This window comes from Oceanicaulis sp., assembly GCA_040112665.1.
Classification (GTDB): Bacteria; Pseudomonadota; Alphaproteobacteria; order Caulobacterales; family Maricaulaceae; genus Oceanicaulis.
Map to the genome: position 1 here is coordinate 1,745,688 of CP157796.1, position 21,192 is coordinate 1,766,879.

21 protein-coding genes and 1 tRNA gene are annotated in these 21,192 nt (G+C 67.4%); 11 read left to right on the top strand and 11 right to left on the bottom strand.

Annotated features, from left to right (window positions below):
- Positions 1 to 11: 11 nt before the first annotated feature.
- The 3 genes from map to ABL308_08380 form a co-directional block, all read right to left on the bottom strand.
- The gene (map, locus tag ABL308_08370) at positions 12 to 833 is read right to left on the bottom strand and encodes a type I methionyl aminopeptidase (GenBank protein ID XBQ14976.1); all 822 of its coding nucleotides are present in this window, start codon (positions 831 to 833) and stop codon (positions 12 to 14) included.
- Between the two features lie 110 nt (positions 834 to 943).
- Positions 944 to 2,548, bottom strand: coding sequence for a M28 family metallopeptidase (locus ABL308_08375; GenBank protein XBQ14977.1), 1,605 nt, complete (start codon positions 2,546 to 2,548; stop codon positions 944 to 946).
- Between the two features lie 60 nt (positions 2,549 to 2,608).
- Entirely contained in the window at positions 2,609 to 3,103 is a 495-nt protein-coding gene (locus ABL308_08380) for a thioesterase family protein (protein XBQ14978.1), read from the bottom strand.
- A gap of 113 nt (positions 3,104 to 3,216) precedes the next feature.
- Between ABL308_08380 and ABL308_08385 the strand changes: the two genes are divergently transcribed.
- The 8 genes from ABL308_08385 (at position 3,217) to ABL308_08420 (ending at position 9,963) form a co-directional block, all read left to right on the top strand.
- Entirely contained in the window at positions 3,217 to 3,960 is a 744-nt protein-coding gene (locus tag ABL308_08385) for a molybdopterin-binding protein (GenBank protein XBQ14979.1), read from the top strand.
- A gap of 229 nt (positions 3,961 to 4,189) precedes the next feature.
- Complete coding sequence (locus tag ABL308_08390; GenBank protein ID XBQ14980.1) at positions 4,190 to 5,707, top strand: VWA domain-containing protein; 1,518 nt, start codon at positions 4,190 to 4,192, stop codon at positions 5,705 to 5,707.
- A 152-nt stretch (positions 5,708 to 5,859) separates the two neighbouring features.
- Positions 5,860 to 6,483: an ATP-dependent Clp protease proteolytic subunit gene (locus tag ABL308_08395; GenBank protein XBQ14981.1), complete on the top strand. Its 624-nt coding sequence runs from the start codon at positions 5,860 to 5,862 to the stop codon at positions 6,481 to 6,483.
- Between the two features lie 91 nt (positions 6,484 to 6,574).
- A tRNA-Leu gene (locus ABL308_08400) sits at positions 6,575 to 6,663 on the top strand.
- A gap of 134 nt (positions 6,664 to 6,797) precedes the next feature.
- The gene (locus ABL308_08405; GenBank protein XBQ14982.1) at positions 6,798 to 7,448 is read left to right on the top strand and encodes a 50S ribosomal protein L11 methyltransferase; all 651 of its coding nucleotides are present in this window, start codon (positions 6,798 to 6,800) and stop codon (positions 7,446 to 7,448) included.
- A gap of 33 nt (positions 7,449 to 7,481) precedes the next feature.
- Positions 7,482 to 8,183: an SURF1 family protein gene (locus tag ABL308_08410; protein ID XBQ14983.1), complete on the top strand. Its 702-nt coding sequence runs from the start codon at positions 7,482 to 7,484 to the stop codon at positions 8,181 to 8,183.
- A 78-nt stretch (positions 8,184 to 8,261) separates the two neighbouring features.
- Complete coding sequence (locus ABL308_08415) at positions 8,262 to 8,840, top strand: GNAT family protein (protein XBQ14984.1); 579 nt, start codon at positions 8,262 to 8,264, stop codon at positions 8,838 to 8,840.
- Position 8,841: 1 nt separating this feature from the next.
- A complete protein-coding gene (locus ABL308_08420) occupies positions 8,842 to 9,963 on the top strand; it encodes an EAL domain-containing protein (protein ID XBQ14985.1) in 1,122 nt (373 codons plus the stop codon).
- Here ABL308_08420 and ABL308_08425 read toward each other — a convergent pair.
- A complete protein-coding gene (locus tag ABL308_08425; protein ID XBQ14986.1) occupies positions 9,960 to 10,880 on the bottom strand; it encodes an alpha/beta hydrolase in 921 nt (306 codons plus the stop codon). The genes ABL308_08420 and ABL308_08425 overlap by 4 nt on opposite strands.
- A 226-nt stretch (positions 10,881 to 11,106) precedes the next feature.
- Positions 11,107 to 13,422, bottom strand: coding sequence for a UvrD-helicase domain-containing protein (locus tag ABL308_08430; GenBank protein ID XBQ14987.1), 2,316 nt, complete (start codon positions 13,420 to 13,422; stop codon positions 11,107 to 11,109).
- 154 nt (positions 13,423 to 13,576) lie between these two features.
- Here ABL308_08430 and ABL308_08435 point away from each other — a divergent pair, with 154 nt between their 5' ends.
- Both ABL308_08435 and ABL308_08440 read left to right on the top strand, forming a co-directional pair.
- Positions 13,577 to 13,819, top strand: coding sequence for an AbrB/MazE/SpoVT family DNA-binding domain-containing protein (locus ABL308_08435; GenBank protein XBQ14988.1), 243 nt, complete (start codon positions 13,577 to 13,579; stop codon positions 13,817 to 13,819).
- Positions 13,812 to 14,162, top strand: coding sequence for a type II toxin-antitoxin system PemK/MazF family toxin (locus ABL308_08440; GenBank protein ID XBQ14989.1), 351 nt, complete (start codon positions 13,812 to 13,814; stop codon positions 14,160 to 14,162). Before ABL308_08435 ends, ABL308_08440 begins: the two co-directional genes overlap by 8 nt.
- Before the next feature lie 6 nt (positions 14,163 to 14,168).
- On the opposite strand, the gene ABL308_08445 is transcribed toward ABL308_08440, so the two are convergent.
- The 3 genes from ABL308_08445 to ABL308_08455 form a co-directional block, all read right to left on the bottom strand.
- Complete coding sequence (locus tag ABL308_08445) at positions 14,169 to 14,486, bottom strand: HigA family addiction module antitoxin (protein XBQ14990.1); 318 nt, start codon at positions 14,484 to 14,486, stop codon at positions 14,169 to 14,171.
- A 226-nt stretch (positions 14,487 to 14,712) separates the two neighbouring features.
- Complete coding sequence (locus ABL308_08450; GenBank protein XBQ14991.1) at positions 14,713 to 15,828, bottom strand: hypothetical protein; 1,116 nt, start codon at positions 15,826 to 15,828, stop codon at positions 14,713 to 14,715.
- Between the two features lie 79 nt (positions 15,829 to 15,907).
- The gene (locus ABL308_08455) at positions 15,908 to 17,584 is read right to left on the bottom strand and encodes a chloride channel protein (protein ID XBQ14992.1); all 1,677 of its coding nucleotides are present in this window, start codon (positions 17,582 to 17,584) and stop codon (positions 15,908 to 15,910) included.
- Positions 17,585 to 17,680: 96 nt separating this feature from the next.
- Here ABL308_08455 and ABL308_08460 point away from each other — a divergent pair, with 96 nt between their 5' ends.
- Positions 17,681 to 18,289 (top strand): hypothetical protein, encoded by a 609-nt coding sequence (locus ABL308_08460; protein XBQ14993.1) that lies wholly within the window; start codon positions 17,681 to 17,683, stop codon positions 18,287 to 18,289.
- On the opposite strand, the gene ABL308_08465 is transcribed toward ABL308_08460, so the two are convergent.
- The 3 genes from ABL308_08465 to ABL308_08475 are packed head-to-tail and all read right to left on the bottom strand — an operon-like array spanning position 18,286 to position 20,759.
- The gene (locus ABL308_08465) at positions 18,286 to 18,921 is read right to left on the bottom strand and encodes a hypothetical protein (protein ID XBQ14994.1); all 636 of its coding nucleotides are present in this window, start codon (positions 18,919 to 18,921) and stop codon (positions 18,286 to 18,288) included. The two genes, ABL308_08460 and ABL308_08465, sit on opposite strands and share 4 nt — an antisense overlap.
- A gap of 12 nt (positions 18,922 to 18,933) precedes the next feature.
- A complete protein-coding gene (locus ABL308_08470) occupies positions 18,934 to 19,833 on the bottom strand; it encodes an MBL fold metallo-hydrolase (GenBank protein XBQ14995.1) in 900 nt (299 codons plus the stop codon).
- Complete coding sequence (locus ABL308_08475) at positions 19,830 to 20,759, bottom strand: hypothetical protein (GenBank protein XBQ14996.1); 930 nt, start codon at positions 20,757 to 20,759, stop codon at positions 19,830 to 19,832. Before ABL308_08475 ends, ABL308_08470 begins: the two co-directional genes overlap by 4 nt.
- Between the last annotated feature and the right edge of the window lie 433 nt (positions 20,760 to 21,192).

The window sequence follows — 21,192 nt, forward strand, 5'->3', positions numbered from 1 at the left end:
TGGAACCGGCCTCAGGCCTTGAGATAGGGCGGCCGGTCGAGGCCGGCGGGGGACTTGGTGAAGATCTCCACCCCGTCCTCGGTGACGCCCACCGAATGCTCGAACTGCGCCGAAAGCGACTTGTCGCGGGTCACCGCGGTCCAGCCGTCCGACAGCACTTTCACGTTCGGCTTTCCGGCGTTCAGCATCGGCTCGACGGTGAAGAACATGCCCGGCTCGAGCACGGCGGTCTTAAGACCCGGCTCGTCGAAATGCAGAACGTTCGGCGCGTCGTGGAAGAGCCGCCCCAGGCCGTGGCCGCAGAAATCGCGCACCACCGAGAAACGCTGGCTTTCGGCGTAGTCCTGGATCGCCCGGCCGATATCGCCGAACGTGTTTCCCGGCTTGATCTGGTCGATCCCGCGCATCATCGCTTCATAGGTCACCTCGACCAGCCGCTCGGCCTTGCGGCGCGGCTCGCCGACCATGAACATCCGGCTCGTGTCGCCGTGCCAGCCGTCCTTGATGCAGGTGACGTCGATATTGACGATGTCGCCGTCTTTCAGCGGCTTGTCGTTGGGGATGCCGTGACAGACCACATGGTTGATCGAGGTGCAGCTCGACTTGGTGTAGCCGCGATAGAACAGGGTCGCGGGCACCGCGCCGTGCGCCAGGAAATGCTCGCGCACACGATCGTCAATCGCCTGGGTCGTGACGCCCGGCTCGACGAAATCAACCAGCATGTCCAGCGCAGAGGCCGAGATGCGGCCCGCCGCGCGCATGCCCTCGAAGCCCTCGGGCCCGTGGCGCTTGATCTGGCCGTCGCGCACCGGCGCGGTCTCGGTCTCGGTCACGTCATGCTCCGTTCGTCAGTGCGGGCCTTCTTATCACGCGCCCGCCCAAATGAAACGCCCCGGCGCGGCGATGGAGCCGGCCGGGGCGCAAGATCAGCGGCTGACCGGCCTTATCGCCCGAAGAAGCTGTCTTCGTTCCAGGCCGGCGCGTCGTCGGCGTTTGCGACTTCGCGGATGATCTCGAGATTGATCTCGGCGAATTTCGCGCCTTCCTCGAACAGGACCTGCTCCACCTCGTCGCCGGGCGCGTGATAGTCGCCGCCGAGGAAATTGAGGAAGCCCTGGCCTTGGTCGTCCGCCGGATCGGGGCTCGAGAAACCCGTCATCAGGAACAGGCTCGGCACGCCCTCGCGCACGAAATTGTAGTGATCGGACCGTACGAACAGCGCCTGTTCGGGCAGGGGATCGGGGGTGAGGGTGATCGCGCGCCGGTCGGCCGCGGTCTCGGCGAGCGGGCCGAGGGTGGAGTGCTCGGCGCCGAAGGCGATGAGGTCGTTGAACCGGTAGCGGATCACGGGCATGTCGAGATTGATGTTCGCCGCCATGCCGGCCATCGCCGGGGTCGGGTTCGCCGCGATATGCGCCGAGCCCAGAAGGCCGCGCTCCTCGGCGGCCAGCGCGACGAACACGACCGGACGCCGCAGCGCTTCGCCTTGTGCCAGCGCGCGGGCGGTCTCGATCATGATCGAGGTCCCCGACGCGTTGTCGAGCGCGCCGTTGCAGATCCGGTCCTCGGCGTCTTCCAGCCGGCAGATCCCGATATGGTCGAGATGGGCGGTCACCACGATCGGCTGATCGGCGAGGGCCGGATCCGAGCCGGGCAGGACGCCCACCACGTTGTCGTCCTCGAAGCTTTCACGCGTCGTGGCCTGGGCCAGCGACACCTCAGCGCCGAGGTCGAAGCTCTCGATGGCGTCGCCGGCGCGGGCGGCGGCCAGGATATCGGCGAAGCTCTGCGGCGCGGCGGCGAAGAGGCGCGCGGCGGCGTCTTCGGAAATCGCCGCCTCGACCTGAAGCCGGGCGTCGCCCGAGGCCGCCGCCGTGGTCATCGAGGGCGACGCCGCGCGGGCGGCCATGCGCTCATAGGTCCAGCGCGTCAGGCCCTCGGCCGGGATCACGATCAGGCCTGCCGCGCCTGCTTCAGCGGCGAAAGCGGCCTTGGTGCGTGTGGAGTTCAGATGCGCGGCGACATCGGACGGCGGGCCGTCCGGCGCGCCCGCCAGCACGACAACGACCTTTCCCGCCACATCGAGGCCGTCATAGGCGTCGAAACCGTATTCCGGCGCCACCAGGCCGTAGCCCGCGAACACCGCCGGCGCCGTCACGTCGCTCTCGTCATGATGGGCCGAGGCGGAGACGATGAAGTCCTCGCCCGGCGTCATCGCCTCGCCGTCTATGGCGAAGCGCGCCATCTCGGGCACCGGAGTCATGGTCTGAAGCGGAACCGCGGCTCGGTAGCCGTCCGTCCCGCCCGGCTGAAGCCCGATCACCCGGTACTGCGCCTCCACATAATTCGCCGCGAGGTCATAGCCCCGCTCGCCGGCCGAGCGGCCTTCCATCAGATCGTCGGCGAGGAAACGGATATGCGCCTCGATCGCCGAGGCGCTCACCTCGGCCTGAACGCCGTCAGGCGCGGCGATCTGGGTCTCCGATGCGCCGGTCGCGCAGGCGGACAGAACAAGGGCGCTCGCGCCCGCGATAAGAAAACGATGCATGAAGCAAATCCCCGAAGCCGGATTAAAACCGCGCGGACTATAGGGGCGAGCGCTCCGGTCTCAACGTTTCGATTCCGTCATGAAGCGCGCGGCCGCCTCGGCCAGCGCGGGATCGGGCCTGGCGTAATGCTCGGCGAAGGCGCCGGCCATGCGCGCAGGCCTTCCGGTCGAGAGCTGGAAACAGACGAGCTTGGTGACCGCGCGGAACACCGTCTCGCCGTCGCGCGCCCGGCGGAACTGATACCAGCGTTCGGCCCTCAGCCGGCCGTCGGAGGCTGGGATCCAGACCGCGCAGACGATGTCTTCGCCCTCGCGGACATGGCCCAGATAATCGGCTTCGGTCCGGACGATCGCCATGCCGCGGTCGAGCGTGGCGCAGGTCTCCGTGCCGAACCCGGCGTGCTCCCAGTGCGCCCAGGCCGCTTCGTCGGCCCAGCGCAGATAGACCGCGTTGTTCACATGGCCGAAGACGTCGATATCGTCGCCTTTTGCAGTCGCGGTCCGCAGGAAGGGGGCGGGCAGGTCCCAGCCGAGGCTTTCGGGGTCGAGGTTCATCGCGGGTGAGGGCTCCGCTGCGGCGCGCGCGAACGTGCGGGCGCGCTTGGACTTTTCGCGCTCGCGCACCATAGTCCCGGCGCGAGGCGGCGCAAGAACGGAAGAAGGCGGGCATGAGCGAGACCTCCCCCACGGCCGGCGTGGTGGTGATCGGCGACGAGATCCTCTCGGGCCGCACCCGGGACATCAACGTCCAGCAGATCGCCGAATTCCTGGCTCCGCTCGGGATCGGGCTCACCGAAGTGCGCATCGTCTCCGACGCACAGGACGCGATCGTGGAGGCGGTGCAGGCGTTGTCGGAGCGTTGCACCTACGTCTTCACCACCGGCGGGATCGGCCCGACGCATGACGACATCACCGCCGACGCGGTCGCGAAAGCCTTCGGGCGATCGATCGGCGTGCGCGAGGACGCGCGCCGGATCCTCGAGGCCTGGTATGAGAAGAGTGCGACCGAGCTGACCGAGGCGCGGCTGCGCATGGCGCGGATTCCCGACGGCGCGGTGCTGATCGAGAACCCTGTGACCGGCGCGCCGGGCTTTCAGCTCGAGAACGTCTTCGTGCTCGCCGGCGTGCCGAAGATCGCGCGCGGCATGCTCGAAGACGTCGCGCCGCGGCTGACGCGGGGCAAGGTCACACGCTCGGTCACCGTCCGTCTCGAAGGCGCGCGCGAGGGCGACATCGCCGAACGGCTCGCCGCGATCCAGGATGCTCATGACGGGGTCTCTCTGGGCTCCTATCCCTGGTTCGAGGATGACGGGGAGGGCGGGTTCCGCCGCGGCGTGGCGCTGGTGGCGCGCTCGACCGACGAAGACGCGCTCGCCCTCGTGGAGACCGAACTTCGGCGCCTTGAAATCTGAATATGTCCCCAATTCCGCCCTGATCGAACCCGAGCGTGGCGGCGAGGTCAGGACAAGGGGACGCTCCATGACGCCTAGGAATTCCAGACAACTCGCCCTGGCTTGCGCAGCAAGCCTCATCGCGCTCGCGGCATGCGAGAACGGGTCTTACATCTCGCCCATGCCGCCTCCGCCGCCGCCCATGGCGCCGCCGCCACCTCCGCCACCGCCACCGCCGCCCGGCTATGCGATGGAGATGGTCGCGGTCTCCGGCGCGCGCCTCGCACGGCCTGACGACGCCTCCGTCCCGCCTGGCTACGCCGAGGATCGCGAGCGCTTCGAGGATGTCGAGCCCAACCCGGTCAAGGCTGTGACAGAAGAGCCGGTCTCGACCTTCTCCATCGACGTGGACACGGCGAGCTATTCGCTCGCACGCAGCTCGCTGAATTCCGGCGTCCTGCCGCCGCGCGACGCGATCCGTCCCGAGGAGGTCGTCAACTATTTCGAGTACGCCTACCCGCTGCCTGAAACCGCGGACGATCCGTTCCGCGCGTCGGTGACGGTGACCGACACGCCGTGGAACCCGCACACCCAGCTCATCCATATCGGGGTGCAGGGCTATGACGTGATCCCCGAGGAGCGGCCGCGGGCGAACCTGGTCTTCCTCATCGACGTCTCAGGTTCGATGTCGAGCCCGGACAAGCTGCCGCTGGCGCTTCAGGGTCTACGCATGATGCTGGGCGAGCTCGACGCGGACGACACGGTCGCGATCGCGGTTTACGCCGGGGCGGCGGGCACGGTGCTCGAACCCACGCCGGTCTCTGATCGCGGGCGCATCGAAGCCGCGCTCGATCAGCTGAGCGCGGGCGGATCGACCGCCGGGGGCGAGGGCCTGCGCCTCGCCTACGCGCTCGCCGAGCGCAATTTCGACGCCGAGGCGGTCAATCGCGTGATCATGGTCACCGACGGCGATTTCAATGTCGGCGTGACCAGCGACGAGCGGCTCGAAGACTTCGTCGCCAGAAAGCGCGACAGCGGCGTCTATCTGTCGGTGATGGGCTTCGGGCGCGGAAACTATAACGACGCGATGATGCAGAAGATCGCCCAGGCCGGTAACGGCACGGCGGGCTATGTCGACAGCCTGCTCGAAGCGCGCCGGTTGCTGGTCGAGGAGGCGAGCTCGACGCTCTTCCCGATCGCGAACGACGTGAAGATCCAGGTCGAGTTCAATCCCGCCATGGTCGCGGAGTATCGCCTGATCGGCTACGAAACGCGCGCGCTGGACCGGGCGGACTTCAACAATGACGAAGTCGACGCCGGCGAGATCGGCTCGGGCCACTCGGTCACCGCGATCTACGAGATCGCCGGACCCGACAGCGAGGGCCGCCTGCTCGACGGCCTGCGCTACCAGCCGGCGGCGAGCGCACAGGGCGGAGAGGGCGAGTACGCCTTCCTGCGCATGCGCTACAAGCGCCCCGGCGAGGACGAGAGCCGTCTGATCGAGACGCCGATCACCCAGTACGACTTCCGCGCCTTCGACCGGGCGAGCGCGGACGTGCGCTTCTCGATCGCCGCAGCCGCCTACGCCCAGCTTCTGCGCGGCGACGACTATCTGGGCGATTTCACCTTCGCCGACGCCGCGGAGATCGCGCAGGGCGCACGCGGCGAGGACCGGTTCGGCTATCGCGCCGAGTTCGTCCAGCTTCTGGGTCTGGCCGAAGCCGCCGCCGCTCAGGAGGCGCTGCCGCGGCCGGGTCAGTGGGAGTGAGGAAGGCAAGGCGGGAGCGGAGGGCGCAGTTCGCCCTCCGCTCCCGCCTTGCCGCAGGCTGAGACCGGCCCTAGGGTCCGGGCGAGAGCAGTTTTCCGCGCGCCGGCCTTCGTCCGTCGCGCCTCCCCGAAAGACCCGGCCGAGGTGAGTTCATGACCGCGCATTTCGACGACCGCATCATCCGCAACGACGACGAGGAAGAAGACGTCGACAAGGAAGCGACCAAGCCGGTCGACTTCGTCGGCAAGGCGCTGTTCGACAACCGCACCATCTTGGTCACCGGCGGAATCAACGACAAGGTCGCCGCGCGCGTCTGCGCCCAGCTGTTCGCGATGTCCGCCAAATCCGACGAGCCGATCCTGATGGTGGTCTCGAGCCCCGGCGGCCACGTGGAATCCGGCGACATGATCCACGACACGATGAAGTTCATCAAACCGCGGGTCATCACCCTGGGCTCGGGCTGGGTGGCGAGCGCGGGCGCGCTCATCTTCGTGGGCGCGGAGAAGGAAGACCGCTACGCGCTGCCCAACACCCGCTTCCTTTTGCACCAGCCCTCGGGCGGCGCAGGCGGCATGGCCAGCGACATCGAGATCCAGGTCCGCGAGATGCGCGAAATGCGCGACCGCCTGAACAAAATCTTCGCCGAAGCCACCGGCCAGCCGATGGAGCGGATCGAGAAAGACACCGACCGCGACTTCTGGCTCAGCGCGAAAGAGGCGGTCGAATACGGGCTGTGCGGCAAGATCATCAACCGCCAGGACGAGATCAAACGCTAGGCGTTCGCCGCGATATGCACGGCGTGCTGACGGGCCGGCCTTCCACAAGGCCGGCCCGTTTCGTATGAGTGCGAGGGCGAGCCTTCGCGACGCGGGCGTGGCGGAATTGGTAGACGCACCGGACTTAAAATCCGTTGGGCGGAAACGCCCGTGCCGGTTCGAGCCCGGCCGCCCGCACCAGCCTTCACGCCTCCGGCGCTTCGGCTCGGCGAGCGTTCCCAAGGCGCGAAGGCTGCCTCGCCGAAGCCCTAGCGAAGGCGGGCGGTCGCCAAACACGCCGCTTCGCCGCAGGCGACCCACTTAAGGACAACTGCTTGCCCTTCGATCCGCCTCGCTTCCTCGCCGAGAACACGCGCATCGCCGCCGCGCCGCTCGTGCCGGAGATCGCGCTTCATCTCGCCGACGAGAGCCTTCCGGTCTGGGAGAAGACCGAGGAGGCGCTGGGCGAGGCGGGCCTGCCGCCGCCGTTCTGGGCGTTCGCCTGGGCGGGCGGTCAGGCGCTGGCGCGCTACGTGCTCGACGCGCCCGAGACGGTGGCGGGGAAGCGCGTGCTCGACTTCGCCTGCGGCTGTGCGATCTCCGGGATCGCTGCGGCGAAGGTCGGCGCTGCGCGCGTGGAGGCGAGCGAGATCGACCGGTTCGCCGTCGCCGCCGCTGAAGCCAACGCGGCGCTGAACGGTGCCGCGATCGAAGCCGAGCTCGCCGATCTGGTCGGCGAGGACCGGGGCTGGGACGTCGTGCTGGCTGGCGACGTCTTTTACGAGGGCCCGGCCGGTGAACGCATCGCCGCCTGGCTCGACGGGCTTTCAAGGCGCGGGGCGGAAGTCCTGATCGGCGATCCGGGGCGGTATTTCCTGCCCAGGGCCCGGCTCGAGATCGTGGCGCGCTACGAGGCCGAGGTCAGCCGCGATCTCGAAGACAAGGACGTCGCGCTCGCTCGGGTCTGGCGATTCCTGAAGCCGTGACAGGGGGGCGCCGTGCGCCCTATATCGACCCCCATGACCTTTCGCCCTTATCCGCTTTTGACGCTGCTCACCGTCGCCGGGCTCGCCGGGCTCGTCTGGCTGGGAAGCTGGCAGCTCGACCGGCGCGCCTGGAAGGCGGAGCTCCTGGCTGAATACCAGGCCACAGAAGACGCCCCGCTCGCTGGACTGGACGCGCTGTGCACTGGCGAGGCCGCGCCCGGCCGCCGCGTCGATCTCACTGGCGCGGCGATCGGCGCGCCCTATGTGAAGGTCTACGGCCGAAATGCGGACGGGGCGCCGGGCTGGCGCTGGTTTGCGGCGGTCAGCCTGCCGGACTGCGCGCAAGGCGAGGCGATCCTGGCCGAGGTGCGCTTCGAACCGCTTGAGACCGCAGGCACGGCCGGGCTCGCCCGCGCCGAGGCCGAAACAGTCGAACGCTGGCGGTTCGAGCGCCCCGTCAGGCCCGGACCCTTCACGCCGGCGCGCGGCGAGGACGGGTTCTACGCCTTTGATCCTGAAGGCATGGCCGAGGCGTTGGGCGTGCAAGGCGAAGGGCTTTCAGGCGCGTTCTGGCTGGCGCGCGAAGGCGGCGGCCCGCCCGCGCACATCGCCCAGACCCCGCCGGAGCGCCACGCCGCCTATGCGCTGACCTGGTTTCTGATGGCGATAGCCCTGATCGGGGTGTGGCTGGCCTTTCACATCAAGACTGGGCGCATAGGGTTGAGACGGGAGTAACCGTGCCTGACCTCTTCGCTTGAACCGCGGCCCGGCGCGCCGTCTTATATGTGCTCCACTACCGGTCCGGGGACGGCGATGGCGCTCTGGCGCGAAGACACGCACGAGCAGGTGCTCTGGGGCGAGGGGATAAGGCTTCGCCATCCCGCGCTCGACGACTATGACGCCTGGGCCAAGCTCAGATACGCGAGCCGCGCGCATACAGAGCCGTTCGAGCCGGCCTGGTCGGAGGACGAGCTGACCCGCTCGGCCTACAAGCGCCGGCTCAAGCGCTACCAGACCGATGTCGATAACGGCACGGGCTATCCCTTCTTCATCTTCCGGGCGAGCGACGATGTTCTGATCGGCGCGTGCAACCTGAACAATGTCCGGCGCGGCGTGCTGCAGGCGGCCGATATCGGCTACTGGATCGGCGCGCCCTATGTGCGCAAGGGTCATGGCCGCGCCGCGCTCAGGCGGGTGCTGTCCTTCGCCTTCGGGCCCTTGCGGCTTCATCGGATCGAGGCGGCCACGCGGCTCGACAACGAGCCCTCGCGCCAGCTGCTACTATCAGTCGGGTTCACGCCTGAAGGCGTGGCGCGGCAATACCTCAAGATCCACGGCCAGTGGCGCGATCATCTGAAGTTCGCGATCCTGCGCGGCGACCCGATCCGCTGACATGACAGGGGTTCTGGCATCGGGCGCGAAGGCCGCAGGCGCGGTCGGACTGGTCATCGAGGACGGCGCGTTCGTCATCGAGGGCGGCTGTTCGGTCCTGGGGCTCGACCCCGCGCCCGGCACCCTCGACACGTTCGCCGACCGGCTCGCGCCGGGCGACCGCGCCGTGCTCGACCGGGTGCGGTCCGGCGAGGCGTGCGACACCCGGCTGCGGCTGATCGGGGCGGACGGCAAGGTCCGCTACGCCCGGCTGATCGGCCGGGGCGAACCCGGCGCCTGGCGCGGCCTGCTCATCCCCGCCGGCGCGAGCCCAGAGGGCGGGGTTGCCCGCATCGATCTCGAGACCGCGCTCAAGGCCGCCGTGGAGACCGGAGAGGTCACAGCCTTCCACCAGCCGATCGTGGACCTGAAGTCCCGCAAGCTCGCCGGCTTCGAGGCGCTGGCGCGCTGGATCCGGCCCGACGGCGACGTGATGGGCCCTGACGAGTTCCTGCCGCTCGCCGCCGAGCAGGGGCTGACAAGGACGCTGGGCGAGGCGGTGCGCACCAGCGCGGCGCGCGACGCGGCCGCCTGGCGGGCGGCGGGCGGCGCGCAGACGCTGTTCGTCGCGGCCAACGCCACGGCCGGAGAAATCTGCGCGCCGGGCTTTGCTGATAGCCTTGTTCAGGCTGTCGAGGCGGCGGGCCTTCCGGCGAACCGGTTCAAGCTCGAGGTCAACGAGACCGAAGTGATGGCCGATCCCAACGCAGCGGAAACGGCGCTCAAGACGCTGAAGGCCGCAGGCTTCTCTCTGGCCATCGACGATTTCGGGACCGGGTATTCCTCTCTCTCCCGGCTTGATCGCTTTCCGTTCGATTCGGTGAAGATCGACCAGTATTTCATCCGCGCCGCGCTCGCGGACGCCGCGGCCCGCGCCATCGTGAAATCGGTCGTCTCGATCGCCCGGTCCTACGCCATGACCATCGTCGCCGAGGGCGTGGAGACCGAGGAGGCGGCCGCGCTTTGCACTGATCTGGGCTGCGATTTCGGCCAGGGCTTCCGCTTCGCCCGCGCGCTGAGGCCCGAGGACGCCGCCGAGGCGGTGCGGTCCGGTCTCGAAGGCCGGTTCGACCCGCCGGCCTAATCCAGCGCGGCGTCGATCTCGGCGAGGATGACCGCCCAGGCCGGCGCGGTCGGATCGATCAGCTCGAAATGACCGGCGTCCTCCGGCGCGATGAAGGTGACCTCGTCGCCCGCCGCGATCGCGATGTCCGCATACCGGCCCACCAGATCGACCGGCACGATCGGGTCGAGCCCGCCTGCGATCAGCACCTGGGGCACGCCGAGCGGCAGAAGCCGCGCGGGGCTGGTGTCGGCGTAAGGATTTTCGCGTTCGCCGACGAGCGAGGCGACGATATCAGGCTCCCCGCAGCGGCCGGGACCGGTGGCGGCGTAGTCTTCAAGATCGTTCAGCCCGGCGAGCGAAATCACCGCGCGGGGCGTGAACGGATCCTCGCTCGCGCCCGGCGCGCCCTCGGGCAGGTTGGGCCTCGCCGCAGCCCAGAGCGCGAGATGCCCGCCGGCGGAATGGCCGATCGCGACCGCGCGCCCTGCGTCGATCGGGTGCGCCGCGGCGAGATCGCGCACCGTGTCCATACCCGCAGCCAGGCTCGCGAACGTGCCCGGATACGCCCCGTCCGCATGGCCGACGCGCGGATAGGTGAGGTTCCACACCGCATAGCCGCGGCGTTTGAGGTCGGCGGCCAGCTGATCCTGCAGGATGGTGCCCGGGATCTCCGCCCGCCAGCACCCGCCATGGATCATGACCACCAGCGGATGCGGGCCGTCTCCATGCCGGGCCGCGTCAGGCAGCCACAGCTCGCCGTAATCGTTATCGCCAGGCCCGTAAGCGATGCGCGCGTCAGCCGCCTCACGCGGCCTGTCCAGAAGCTGCCGCCATGTGATCGGCCGCTCCGCCGCGTAGGGATCGGCCGCGACCTCCACCGCCGGGCTGGCGCAGGCGGCGAGGAGGAGCGGCAGGGCGAGAAGGAGAGGGCGCATGGGGGCTCGCGGGTTCGGGCGGGTAGGCGCGCACCATAGCAACATATCTCGCTTTCCGGACAAGCGGCGGAGCCGCGCCGGGAGCGCGCATCGTTCGAAGGTTCGTGTCAGCGCTTCCCCACTTCGTCATTGCCGCGAAAGCGGGAACCCGGGGAGCATCGAGCATCCGTGCCGCCGGACTGGGTCCCCGCTTTCGCGGGGATGACGAGAGGGAGGGGCTGGCCGGTTAAGGCGCAGCCCCCACGAAGCTCGCCACGACCTTCTTGGTGCCCGCCTTGTCGAAGGCGACGGTGAGCTTGGCGCCGTCGGTGATCTTCACCGTGCCGTAGCCGAATTTCTGGTGGAAGACGCGGTCGCCGGGCCGCCATTTCGAATTGCCGCCCACCGAACTGGCGTCGCCGCTCTCGATGAGCTGGGCCTTGCCCTCTATGACGCCGGGATCGGCGCGGCGGCCTGCGGCCTTGCTGGCCTGGAACCGCTTCCAGCCGGGGCTTTCATAGCTCGACCGGAAGGGGTCGGAAGGTTCGGACACGCCTTCGAAACCCGGGCCGGCGTCGTAATAGCCGGTCTCTGACTTCGCTTCGCAGCAATCGGGCGGAAGCTCGTCGATGAAGCGGCTGGGGATCACGCTCTGCCAGCGGCCGTAGATCATCCGGTTCGCCGTGAAGGTGATGACTGCGCGGCGCCGGGCGCGGGTGATGCCGACATAGGCCAGGCGCCGCTCTTCCTCGAGCGCGGCCGTGCCGCCTTCGTCCATGGAGCGCTGGGAAGGAAACACCATCTCTTCCCAGCCGGGCAGGAAGACCAGCGGAAACTCCAGCCCCTTGGCGGCGTGCAGGGTCATGATCGACACCTCGTCGCCGTCCTCGGCGCGGTCGGCGTCGCTGACGAGCGCGATGTGTTCGAGGAAGGCTTCCAGCGTGTCGAAGCTTCCCATGGAACGCACGAGTTCCTTGAGGTTGTCCAGCCGGCCTGCGGCCTGCGGGCTCTTGTCCTCGCGCCACATCGCCGTGTAGCCGCTTTCATCGAGGATCACCTCGGCGAGTTCGTCATGGCGCATTTCGCGCGACTGCTCGCGCCAGCGGTCGAGATCGCGCAGGAAGGCCTGGATCCCTGAACGCGCCTTGCCCTTGATCTCGTCGGTCTGGGTCATCAGCCGGGCGGCCTCGACCATCGAGCAGCGCGCCTCGCGCGCCACCGCCACGATGCGCTGAACGCTGGTGTCGCCGACCCCGCGCTTGGGCGTGTTGACGATGCGCTCGAAGGCCAGATCGTCGCTTTCCGACCGCACGAGCCTGAGATAGGCGAGCGCGTCACGGATCTCGGCGCGCTCGAAGAAGCGCGGACCGCCGATCACCTTGTAGGGCAGGCCCAGCATGATGAAGCGGTCTTCAAACGCGCGCATCTGCCAGGAGGCGCGCACCAGCACGGCGATCTCGTCATGCTTGCCGCCGCGGCGGACATGGCTCTCGATCTCGTCGGCGACGAAACGGGCTTCGGCCTCGCCGTCCCACAGGCCTGAAACCTGGACCTTTTCGCCGGGATCGTCCTCGGTCCAAAGCGTCTTTCCCAGCCGCGCCTTGTTGGCCTTGATGAGGCCCGAGGCGGCGGTGAGGATATTGCCGGTGGAGCGGTAATTGCGCTCGAGCCGGATCACGGTCGCGCCGGGAAAATCGTTTTCAAAGCGCAGGATGTTGTCCACCTCCGCGCCGCGCCAGCCGTAGATCGACTGATCGTCGTCGCCCACGCAGCACAGATTGTTCGATCCGCGCGCCAGCAGCCTCAGCCACAGATACTGCGCGACGTTGGTGTCCTGATACTCGTCGACCAGGAGATAGCGGAACTTGCGGTGAAAGTCGGCGAGCACGTCCGGGTGCTTCTGGAATATCGTGATGTTGTGCACCAGCAGATCGCCGAAATCGCACGCGTTCAGCACGCTCAGCCGCTCCTGATAGAGCGCGTAGAGCTGGCCCGCCTTGCCGTCGGCGAAGCTCCACTTGTCTTCCTCGGGTATGCGCTCGGGGCTGAGCGCTCGGTTCTTCCAGCCGTCGATCAGGGAGGCGAAGTGGCGCGGCGTCCAGCGCTTGATGTCGATCCCCTCGGCTTCGAGGATCTGCTTGATCAGGCGCAGCTGGTCGTCGGTGTCCAGGATCGTGAAGCTCGATTTCAGATCCACCAGCTCGGCGTGGCGGCGCAAGATCTGCGCGGCGATGGAGTGGAAGGTGCCCAGCCAGGGCAGCCCCTCGACCTGCTCGCCGATGATCTTGCCCACCCGCTCCTTCATCTCGCGCGCGGCCTTGTTGGTGAAGGTCACCGCCAGGATCTGCCAGGGCGCGGCCTTGCCCTGCGCCAGGATGTGCGCGAGCCGCGTGGTTAGCACGCGCGTCTTGCCGGTGCCTGCGCCGGCCAGCACCAGCACCGGGCCTTCGGTAGCCTCCACCGCGGCGCGCTGTTCGGGGTTGAGCCCCTGAAGATAGGACGCTTCGCCGGAGGGCTGCGGCGGACGCGCGGCGGCGCGCTGGGAAAGCGGAAGTTCGGCCATGACGTCCCAGACGGGCTGCGATTCGAAGGAGAACGAAACTAGCACGCGCCAGCGCAAAGGGCAGGGGGCGAGGTGCGCACCGTCAGGCTGAGAGGGAGCGGACGCGCGCGGGTGTGTGTGATATCTTCAGAGCTATCACAAGACGGAGGCGGCGATGAAAGCGCTGATCGGAAAATGGGGACGCTCGGTCGCTGTGCGCCTGCCGGCCGCATATCTCGACGCTCTGGGTATGAGACCTGGAGACGAGGTCGAGCTGAAGCTCGAGCAGGGCGCTATCCGGATGACGCCGAAGGCGAGGCCGACGCTTGAACAGCTCGTCGAGGAGATGAAAGGTCAGGAGCCTCCGGAGCTTGTCGATTGGGGCCCGGACGTGGGCGCCGAGATCATCCGTGACTGACCGGCCCTCTACGCTCGAACGGGGCGATATCGTCTCAGCGTTCATGAAGGAGCAAGCGGACCGGGAGCAGGCCGGCAGGCGGCCGTTTCTGATACTCACCCCCGGCTTTTATAACGCCGCAGCCTCAACCGTGATCGGGTGTCCGATCACCTCAAACACCGCAGCCTACGCCTTCAAGGTGTTGCTGCCGGAGGGCGCGCCGGTCTCTGGCGGCGTACTCGTCGATCAGGTCCGGGCGCTCGATCTTTCTGCACGGCGTGTCCGCAAGCTGGGAACGGCGCCGGAGGAGACGCTGGCGGACGTCACGGCGATCCTGGCGAGCCTTCTTCGGATCGCCCCGTAGAGCGTCTCACGCCGAGAGCGGGCGCACCTCCGCCTCGATTTCCGCCCAGCGTTCCGAGCGCAGCGTGGCGAGATCGTAGGCCTGCTGAAGGTTCAGCCAGAACTGGGCGGTCGTGCCGAAGGCCTTGCCCAGGCGGACCGCGAGCTCGATCGACACCGATTGCTTGCCGGCGATGAAGCGCGACAGGTTGGCGGCGCTGATATTGAGCGCGCCTGCGGCCTTGCGCAGACTCAGCCCCATCGGTTCGAGATATTCCTCGGCGAGATAGGCGCCGGGATGAACCTCGAGGCCGATCAGGCCGGGCTCGGCGGGAATGCGGGTCATCGGAGTGCGTTAGTGGAACCGGTAGGGTTCACCAATATCCATCTCAGAGACCTCAACCCGGTAACCTTCCCATCTCTTCGGTAGTGGCCGCGTTAGCGCCGTCCGTCCTTTTATCCTAAGGACAAGATGTATGCCGTCATCCCCATGCCAAGGCCAAACGCTCGCTTCGCCTTCTTGAAATCCAAGATGGCGCAGCAGTGTTTTACCTGCATCGTGAGGAGTGGAATTAGGCAACTGTGTTATGTCCAGCCACAAGTGTGAGGCCCCAATGATGCAGCAACGGCCTTAAGGGGAGGATAAAGGTGTGATTCCCGAACTTATGCCCGGCAAACACTATTCCTACAGCGTGCCGTCGGCCGTTCTCATCTTCCGTGCAGACTAACGATCCTGAGTCACCCGGAGCTGAGAAAGGGCGGCCCTCTCCCTCAACGATGTAAACCTCTGAAAAGTAGACCACATCCTTCATGTCGAATTCGGCTACCGCATAAGCGACGGCTTCAGCTCCGACAGTCTTGGCGCGGATTATGCCGCGAGTAAGGCCAGTGCTTCTACCCACCTTTGTAACACGCATCGAGCAGGTGGGGTCCATCACAGACGCAGGGGTGTCGTAGAAATTACCCTGCATACTTGACACACGAGCTTCGTCACGGATTCGGAAAATCGCCGCGTCAGTGTTCGCCGAAACGTTCACATGGTCCGGTGATCCAGCCGTGAATGGAATGACGGAGAGGTGCCGCCCAATTGTAAACGGATCAATCCCATCTTGGTGAACATCGACAGAGCCGGGCGCGACGATTGGCATTTCAATCGGTGTGTGATTGCACCCCCCGCCCACATGATTGTTCGTCAGTCCGACCAAGACGCCTTCCCTGTCGCGCAGGAGCGCTCCTAAGCTGCCTGCCCCGCGGCAATCGCCAACAAATATTGAGCTTCCGCAACAATAAAAGGTATCTGCGACCTGGTAGTAAGGTCGAATTGAGCTATATGTCCGCCCACTTACAAATGGAGCGCCGCCTTGTACTACGCGGATGCCAATTTCATCGTCGAGTGCATCAGGTATATTTTCTGCGTCCTTTTTAGAAAGCTTCCTTCGAGTGTATACGACAACCTCGTGTTCAACGTCATTATATGCAATTAGGAGTATTTCTCTTCGCTTAAACACATCAATAGTATTTTGAGAGCGAAAATCTTCGCCGCGATCGAATTCTTCCTCTATGTCTATTTCATCGTCAGGCTCCTCCGCAGTATCAACTTGGAGGAGGTTTTGAGCTGTCGCCCACTCACGAAAGCGCGCTGCAGCGTTCTTCGTACGCTCGCGCATTTTTTCGTCTTCTTGCGTCATTTCTTCCCCGAGGGTTCTGATTCCAGAATGTAACCCTAGAGCGAAATATCTTAGTCGACAAATGGGAACAAAACAAGAACTAACGATGCTCCTCCTCATGGCGCATCTGCAGGGCGCGCGCATAGGCGGCGTGGGCGTCGGCCTTCGTGATGTAGCCGGTGATCGGCTGGTCGCCGGTGCGTGAGCGGACCGGCGCGCCGTCGAGCTTTTCCGCCGAGAAGAAGCCCATCACCCGGCCGAGATAGTCGTCTTCGTAGACATGGGGCTCGTCCATCTCCGCCTTGGCGTCGGAGGCGTCGAGCGGGGTCATGATGTCGCGCGCGCGGATGGTCTGAAGGATCACGCGGGCGTCGCCCTTGGTCAGGTCGTAGCCGTGCCGCTCGACCATCTTGTGAAAGAAGCTCCCCTTGGTGACCGAGGTGGTGAGCACGGTGGCGAGGGAGACCGCGACCAGAAGCGCGATCGAGGCTTCGTAGTTCGCGGTCAGTTCAAACACGATCAGCGTGGTCGAGAGCGGCGCGCCGAGCACCGCGCCTGAAACCGCGCCCATGCCAACGACCGCGAAGAAGGCCGCGCCGGAGGTCTGCTCGCCGAAGAGCTGGACGGCGATCGCGCCGAACAACGCCCCCAGCATGGCGCCGAGATAGAGCGAGGGCGAAAACACCCCGCCGCCGAACCGGAAGGCCAGCGTGATCACGGTGGCCACGAGCTTCAGGACCAGCAGCGCCGCCAGAAAGCCCACCGAATACCCGCCCGCGAGCGCCATGGCGGTGGCTTCATACCCTACGCCCAGGATCTCCGGCGCGCCGACCGCGATCAGCCCGACGACCAACCCGCCGAAGGGCGGCAGCGCCCAGAGCGGCCAGTGAAGCTTGTTCGCCTGCTCGGCGACCAGGCGCGGCAGCGTCGCCGCGGCCATGGTGAAGCAGATCGCCACGCCCGCCGCAGCCAGGCCCAGCGGGACGATGGCGGCGAAGTCCAGAAGGCTCGCCGGATCGAGCTCGGGGATGGCGAAGGCGGGCTGCGCGCCGAAATGGATGCGCGCGAGGATCGCGCCGACCACGCTGGAGACCGCGACCGGGGCGATGGAGCGCAGCGCGTAATGGCCCAGGATCACCTCGAAGGCGAACAGCGCGCCGGCGACGGGCGCGTTGAAGCTCGCCGCCACGGCGGCCGCAGCGCCACAGGCCAGGATGATGCGCGATGCGCGTGCGGGCAGGCCTAGCGGCCGGGTGATCAGGCTTGCGAGCGTCGCGCCCAGGTGCACCGCAGGCCCCTCGCGGCCCGCCGACACGCCAGAGCCGAGCGAGACCGAGGCGATGACGGCGGAGAGAAGCCCCGGCGCGGCGTCCATCTTGCCTCCGCGCACCGCGCGCGCCTCCATGACGTCGGAGACCGAGAGCGCGCGGGTTTCCTTGAGCCAGCCGAAGCGCTGACCGGCGTAGAGCAGGGCGGAGACCACCAGGCCGCCGATCATCGGCGCGGCGATCACATGAAGCGCGCTGAGATCGCGCGCCGCGCTCGCCAGCCGCTCCGATCCGTCCTGAAACGCGATGAGCTGCACCGCCTCGATCGCCAGGCGCAGGCCGAGCGCGGCGTAGCCTGCGACCAGACCCACCGCGAGCGCGGCGACCCAGAGCGCAGGCGAGCGTCCGTCGGCGAAACTGTTCCGGATGAAGGCGAACGCGCGCCCCGGCCAGGCCTTGGGCCCGGCGCGGCGGACTTCCTTGCCGTCCGTGCCCGCGCGGTCGCTCATGGGTCGGGGTGGTGGCCGAGCCCGGCGGGAAGGTCAAGCGTTACGCCCCGCAGCCCGGCCTGCTAGGCTGCGCCGGGGACGAAACAGGGGGCTTTCATGATTACAGAAATACTGCTGTCGGCCGGTCTCGCCGGATCGGTGGTTCAGGCGCCGGGCTATGACAGCGCCTACACCTCGCTCGAGCAATGCGAGGAGATCGCGCCCCTCGCCGGCGCGCCCTTCGCCATGCAGTGTGACGGCCGGGACGGGATCGGCGTCGTCGTCGGGTATTCAGACGCGGTGCAGCGCGCCGCGTTCGGCGATCTGGGTCACGAGGCGCAGTTTTCCGAAAGCCCCCTGAACACGGGAGCCTTTCAGGCGCTGGCCGAGACGCTGGAATGGCGGCTTAAGGACGGCGAGGCCTTCGCCACCATTCTCCGATGGACGGCCTACCGGCCGGCGTTCGATCCGGACACAGGCGAGGAGACCGGCGTGTTCGACACGGTCGAGCATTATCTCACCGTTTCCGCGCTGAGGCCCGGCGGCCAGAACGGGGTGAGCGCGTGTCATGTCGCTTATGTCGATCTGTCGACGACCTGGCGGGCCAATGATGTCGCACGCCGGATCGCCGAACGCGACGCGCCCGGCTTTGTCTGCGGCGAAGACGCGCCGCGGTTCGTCGATCCCGACGAATCGATCGCGGTCTTGGAAGACGCGCCGGGCTAGTCGGGCAGAAACGCGGCGTCGAGCGCGTCGACGTCGCCGCGCCAGTTCTCTTCGGAGAGCTCGCAATCGACCCGGGCGGCGAGCACGAGCTGTTTCAGCCGCTCGTGCTGGCCTTCGGTGGCGTATGTGAGTTTCAGCGGTTCGAGCCAGTCCGCGCCGGTCAGCGCGTCCAGCCTGTCGAGCATGGCGTGCGCATATCCCCGCGCCGGATCGGACCCGCAGGCGGGCGAGCGCCTGGTGAGCAGGGCCTGGGCTGCAGCGACCTCCTCGGCGGGAAGAGCGATGAGGATCGTGTCCATCGCTTCTTCGCTGGTCGATAGCGCCACCGCTCCGCTTCGGCCAGACAGCGCCGGTGACTGCGCCTTGATGTCGACCGGCGCGCGATAGACGCCGGAAACGGGCAGGACGACGCCGCTGGACCGCCGATCGATGGTGAAGGCGAAGCGGCCGTCAGGACCGGTGACCGCGGAGCCTGTCTCCGCTTCATCCGAGACCGTCACGCCCTCGGCCGGCTCGCCGTCCAGCGTGTACACGGTTCCGGTCACCGCGACCGTCCGGACCGATCCGCCGCCGGGTATGCAGGCGGCCAGGGCGAGCGCGGCGGCGATGCAGGCGGAAGAAAGAAGGCGCATGAGGTCTCCGGTTCAGGCGGCGAGGCGGTAGTGTGTATCGAGCCCCGGCGCGCCGTCGGCGACGACGCGGCCCTGCTCGACGAGATAGATCATGTGGGCGAGCACCGAATGGGCGGCGGCCGGGTGCAGGCGCGGATCGACGTCCTTGTACATCTCCGCGACCATCGCCTTGATCTGCGTCCGGCCGGCCTGAAGCTGGGCGAGGATCTGGCGTTCGCGATCGCGGCGATGGGCGATATAGGCGTCCAGAAACGGCCGGGGGTCTTCAATCGCCGTGCCGTGAGTGGGGCGGATCACCTTGAAATCGAGCGCCCGGATCCGTTCGAGCTGGGCGATGTAATCGCCCATCGAGCCGTCGGGCGGGCTCACCACCGAGGTCGACCAGCCCATGACATGGTCGCCGGAGAAAAGCGTGCGCTCCTCCTCCAGCGCGTAGCAGACATGGTTCGAGGTGTGCCCCGGCGTATGAAGCGCGCGCAGCGTCCAGCCCGGTCCGGTGAAGACGTCGCCGTCCTCGATCTCGACATCGGGGCGGAAGCTCAGATCGTCCCCGGCCTCCATGCGCACCTCGCCGCCTTCGGGCGCAGAGCCTTTCGGGCTCATCGCATGGACTTTCGCGCCGTGCTTTTTCGCAAGCGTATGGGCGAGCGGGGAGTGGTCGAGATGGTGGTGGGTGACCAGCACGTGCGTCACGCGCTCGCCTTTCAGCGCGGCGTCCAGCGCGGCTTCGTGCTCGGCGATGGCGGGGCCCGGATCGATCACCGCGACCTCGCCCTCGCCGATGATGTAGACCCCCGTGCCGGTGAAGGTGAACGGGCCCGGATTGGGCGCGATCACGCGGCGCACCAGCGCGCTCAGCCGGTCGGGCTGTCCGTACTCGAACGTGAAATCGCGCACGAAGGGGATGGTCATGAACGGTCTCCGGACGCGATTTTCTCGGCGTAGGCGCGCAAGGACGCGGCGATGCGGCGGGTGGCGGCCATCTTGTCGGCCAGGGGCAGGGCGGTGGGCGGTCCCATGTCGGTCTTGTTCACATCGACGATCCATAGCGCGCCGTCACTTCGGTCGCGCAGCACGTCCAGCCCGCCCCATTCAAGGCCCATGGCCGCGCAGAAGTCGGCGATCAGCCCGCGTTCCTCGGCGCTGAAGACCGCGCCGGGGTCGAGCATGCGGACTTGTGAGTTGTGATTGGCGAAGCGCTCGGCGAGCGGACGGCGTTTGAGGAACACGACCGGCACGTCGCCCGCCACGGTGGGGCAGCGCAGATCCTCCACGAGCCCGTCCCCGGCCAGATTGTCGATCAGCCGCTGATAGACCAGGCCCGGCTCGGCGGCCGCAGGGCCGGCCACCACGCGGCCGTCATGGACGCCGTTCGTTTCCGACTTCACCGCCATCGGCCCGTCGAAGGACGCGGGATCGACGGCGAGCGTGCGGCCGGTGACCGCTTCGAACACCGCCGCCACGCGGCTCTTGGACACGTCGGTGCAGCCGGCGTTGATCATGCGCGCGCCGATGTGTTCAGGCGCCGCGCCGCTGGTCGCATCGTCGAAATAAAAGCCGAGATTTGCCTCAGCCGGATCCGCGACCGTCCTGAGGCCGGCGAGCTTGCCTGCGGCCCATACGAGATACCAGGGCCGGGGCCGGTCGGGTGCGAACCAGATTTTCGGGCCGTCCGCACGCCGCGACGCGCCGGCGGCTTCCACGGCGAGATAGAAGCGCAGCCAGGCTAGGACCTCGCCTGCCACCCCCGCGCTGACCGGCACCAGCGCGCCGGTCTTGCGCACGCGCACCGCGCCGCGTTCAAACGTGAAATCGCGCCACCAGGCCTCGGCCGTCATGGTGAATCGCCTCCGCTCCCCAGCGGTTTGACGATACGGGCGCCGGCGGCGCCGGGCAATTCACGAGCCGTTCATGCCGGTTCACGCAAATCTGAGTTCGTGTCGTCCGGGCGCCGGTCTTGCGAGGGAGAATGAAGACCGTCCGCAATCGGGACTATCGCTTTGAACCGTTTCGCAGCCCTCGCCTCAAAGCGCCTGCGCGTCGCCGCGCTCGCCTTTATCGCCGTGCTCGCGGTGAAGGTGGGGGCCGGGCTGGCGGTCGGTGCTCCGGAAACGCCTGCGGCGCCCGCTTCGGTTGAAATCCGCTCCGCTGCGGTGTCGCCCTCGGGCCACAGGGCGGAAATCGGGCCGGCTCTCACCCCGGAAAGCATTGAGCCTGCGTCGTAAATCGCGCCTACTGCGGGCCGTTCTTGATCGCATTCACCGCCCGGCC

Excerpts from the sequence above, each read along its gene's own strand:
- ABL308_08375 (XBQ14977.1), bottom strand. The coding sequence starts at position 2,548 with ATGCATCGTTTTCTTATCGCGGGCGCGAGCGCCCTTGTTCTGTCCGCC.
- ABL308_08380 (XBQ14978.1), bottom strand. The coding sequence starts at position 3,103 with ATGAACCTCGACCCCGAAAGCCTCGGCTGGGACCTGCCCGCCCCCTTC.
- ABL308_08385 (XBQ14979.1), top strand. The coding sequence starts at position 3,217 with ATGAGCGAGACCTCCCCCACGGCCGGCGTGGTGGTGATCGGCGACGAG.
- ABL308_08390 (XBQ14980.1), top strand. The coding sequence starts at position 4,190 with ATGGAGATGGTCGCGGTCTCCGGCGCGCGCCTCGCACGGCCTGACGAC.
- ABL308_08395 (XBQ14981.1), top strand. The coding sequence starts at position 5,860 with ATGACCGCGCATTTCGACGACCGCATCATCCGCAACGACGACGAGGAA.
- ABL308_08410 (XBQ14983.1), top strand. The coding sequence starts at position 7,482 with ATGACCTTTCGCCCTTATCCGCTTTTGACGCTGCTCACCGTCGCCGGG.
- ABL308_08415 (XBQ14984.1), top strand. The coding sequence starts at position 8,262 with ATGGCGCTCTGGCGCGAAGACACGCACGAGCAGGTGCTCTGGGGCGAG.
- ABL308_08420 (XBQ14985.1), top strand. The coding sequence starts at position 8,842 with ATGACAGGGGTTCTGGCATCGGGCGCGAAGGCCGCAGGCGCGGTCGGA.
- ABL308_08425 (XBQ14986.1), bottom strand. The coding sequence starts at position 10,880 with ATGCGCCCTCTCCTTCTCGCCCTGCCGCTCCTCCTCGCCGCCTGCGCC.
- ABL308_08430 (XBQ14987.1), bottom strand. The coding sequence starts at position 13,422 with ATGGCCGAACTTCCGCTTTCCCAGCGCGCCGCCGCGCGTCCGCCGCAG.
- ABL308_08435 (XBQ14988.1), top strand. The coding sequence starts at position 13,577 with ATGAAAGCGCTGATCGGAAAATGGGGACGCTCGGTCGCTGTGCGCCTG.
- ABL308_08445 (XBQ14990.1), bottom strand. The coding sequence starts at position 14,486 with ATGACCCGCATTCCCGCCGAGCCCGGCCTGATCGGCCTCGAGGTTCAT.
- ABL308_08450 (XBQ14991.1), bottom strand. The coding sequence starts at position 15,828 with ATGACGCAAGAAGACGAAAAAATGCGCGAGCGTACGAAGAACGCTGCA.
- ABL308_08455 (XBQ14992.1), bottom strand. The coding sequence starts at position 17,584 with ATGAGCGACCGCGCGGGCACGGACGGCAAGGAAGTCCGCCGCGCCGGG.
- ABL308_08460 (XBQ14993.1), top strand. The coding sequence starts at position 17,681 with ATGATTACAGAAATACTGCTGTCGGCCGGTCTCGCCGGATCGGTGGTT.
- ABL308_08465 (XBQ14994.1), bottom strand. The coding sequence starts at position 18,921 with ATGCGCCTTCTTTCTTCCGCCTGCATCGCCGCCGCGCTCGCCCTGGCC.
- ABL308_08470 (XBQ14995.1), bottom strand. The coding sequence starts at position 19,833 with ATGACCATCCCCTTCGTGCGCGATTTCACGTTCGAGTACGGACAGCCC.
- ABL308_08475 (XBQ14996.1), bottom strand. The coding sequence starts at position 20,759 with ATGACGGCCGAGGCCTGGTGGCGCGATTTCACGTTTGAACGCGGCGCG.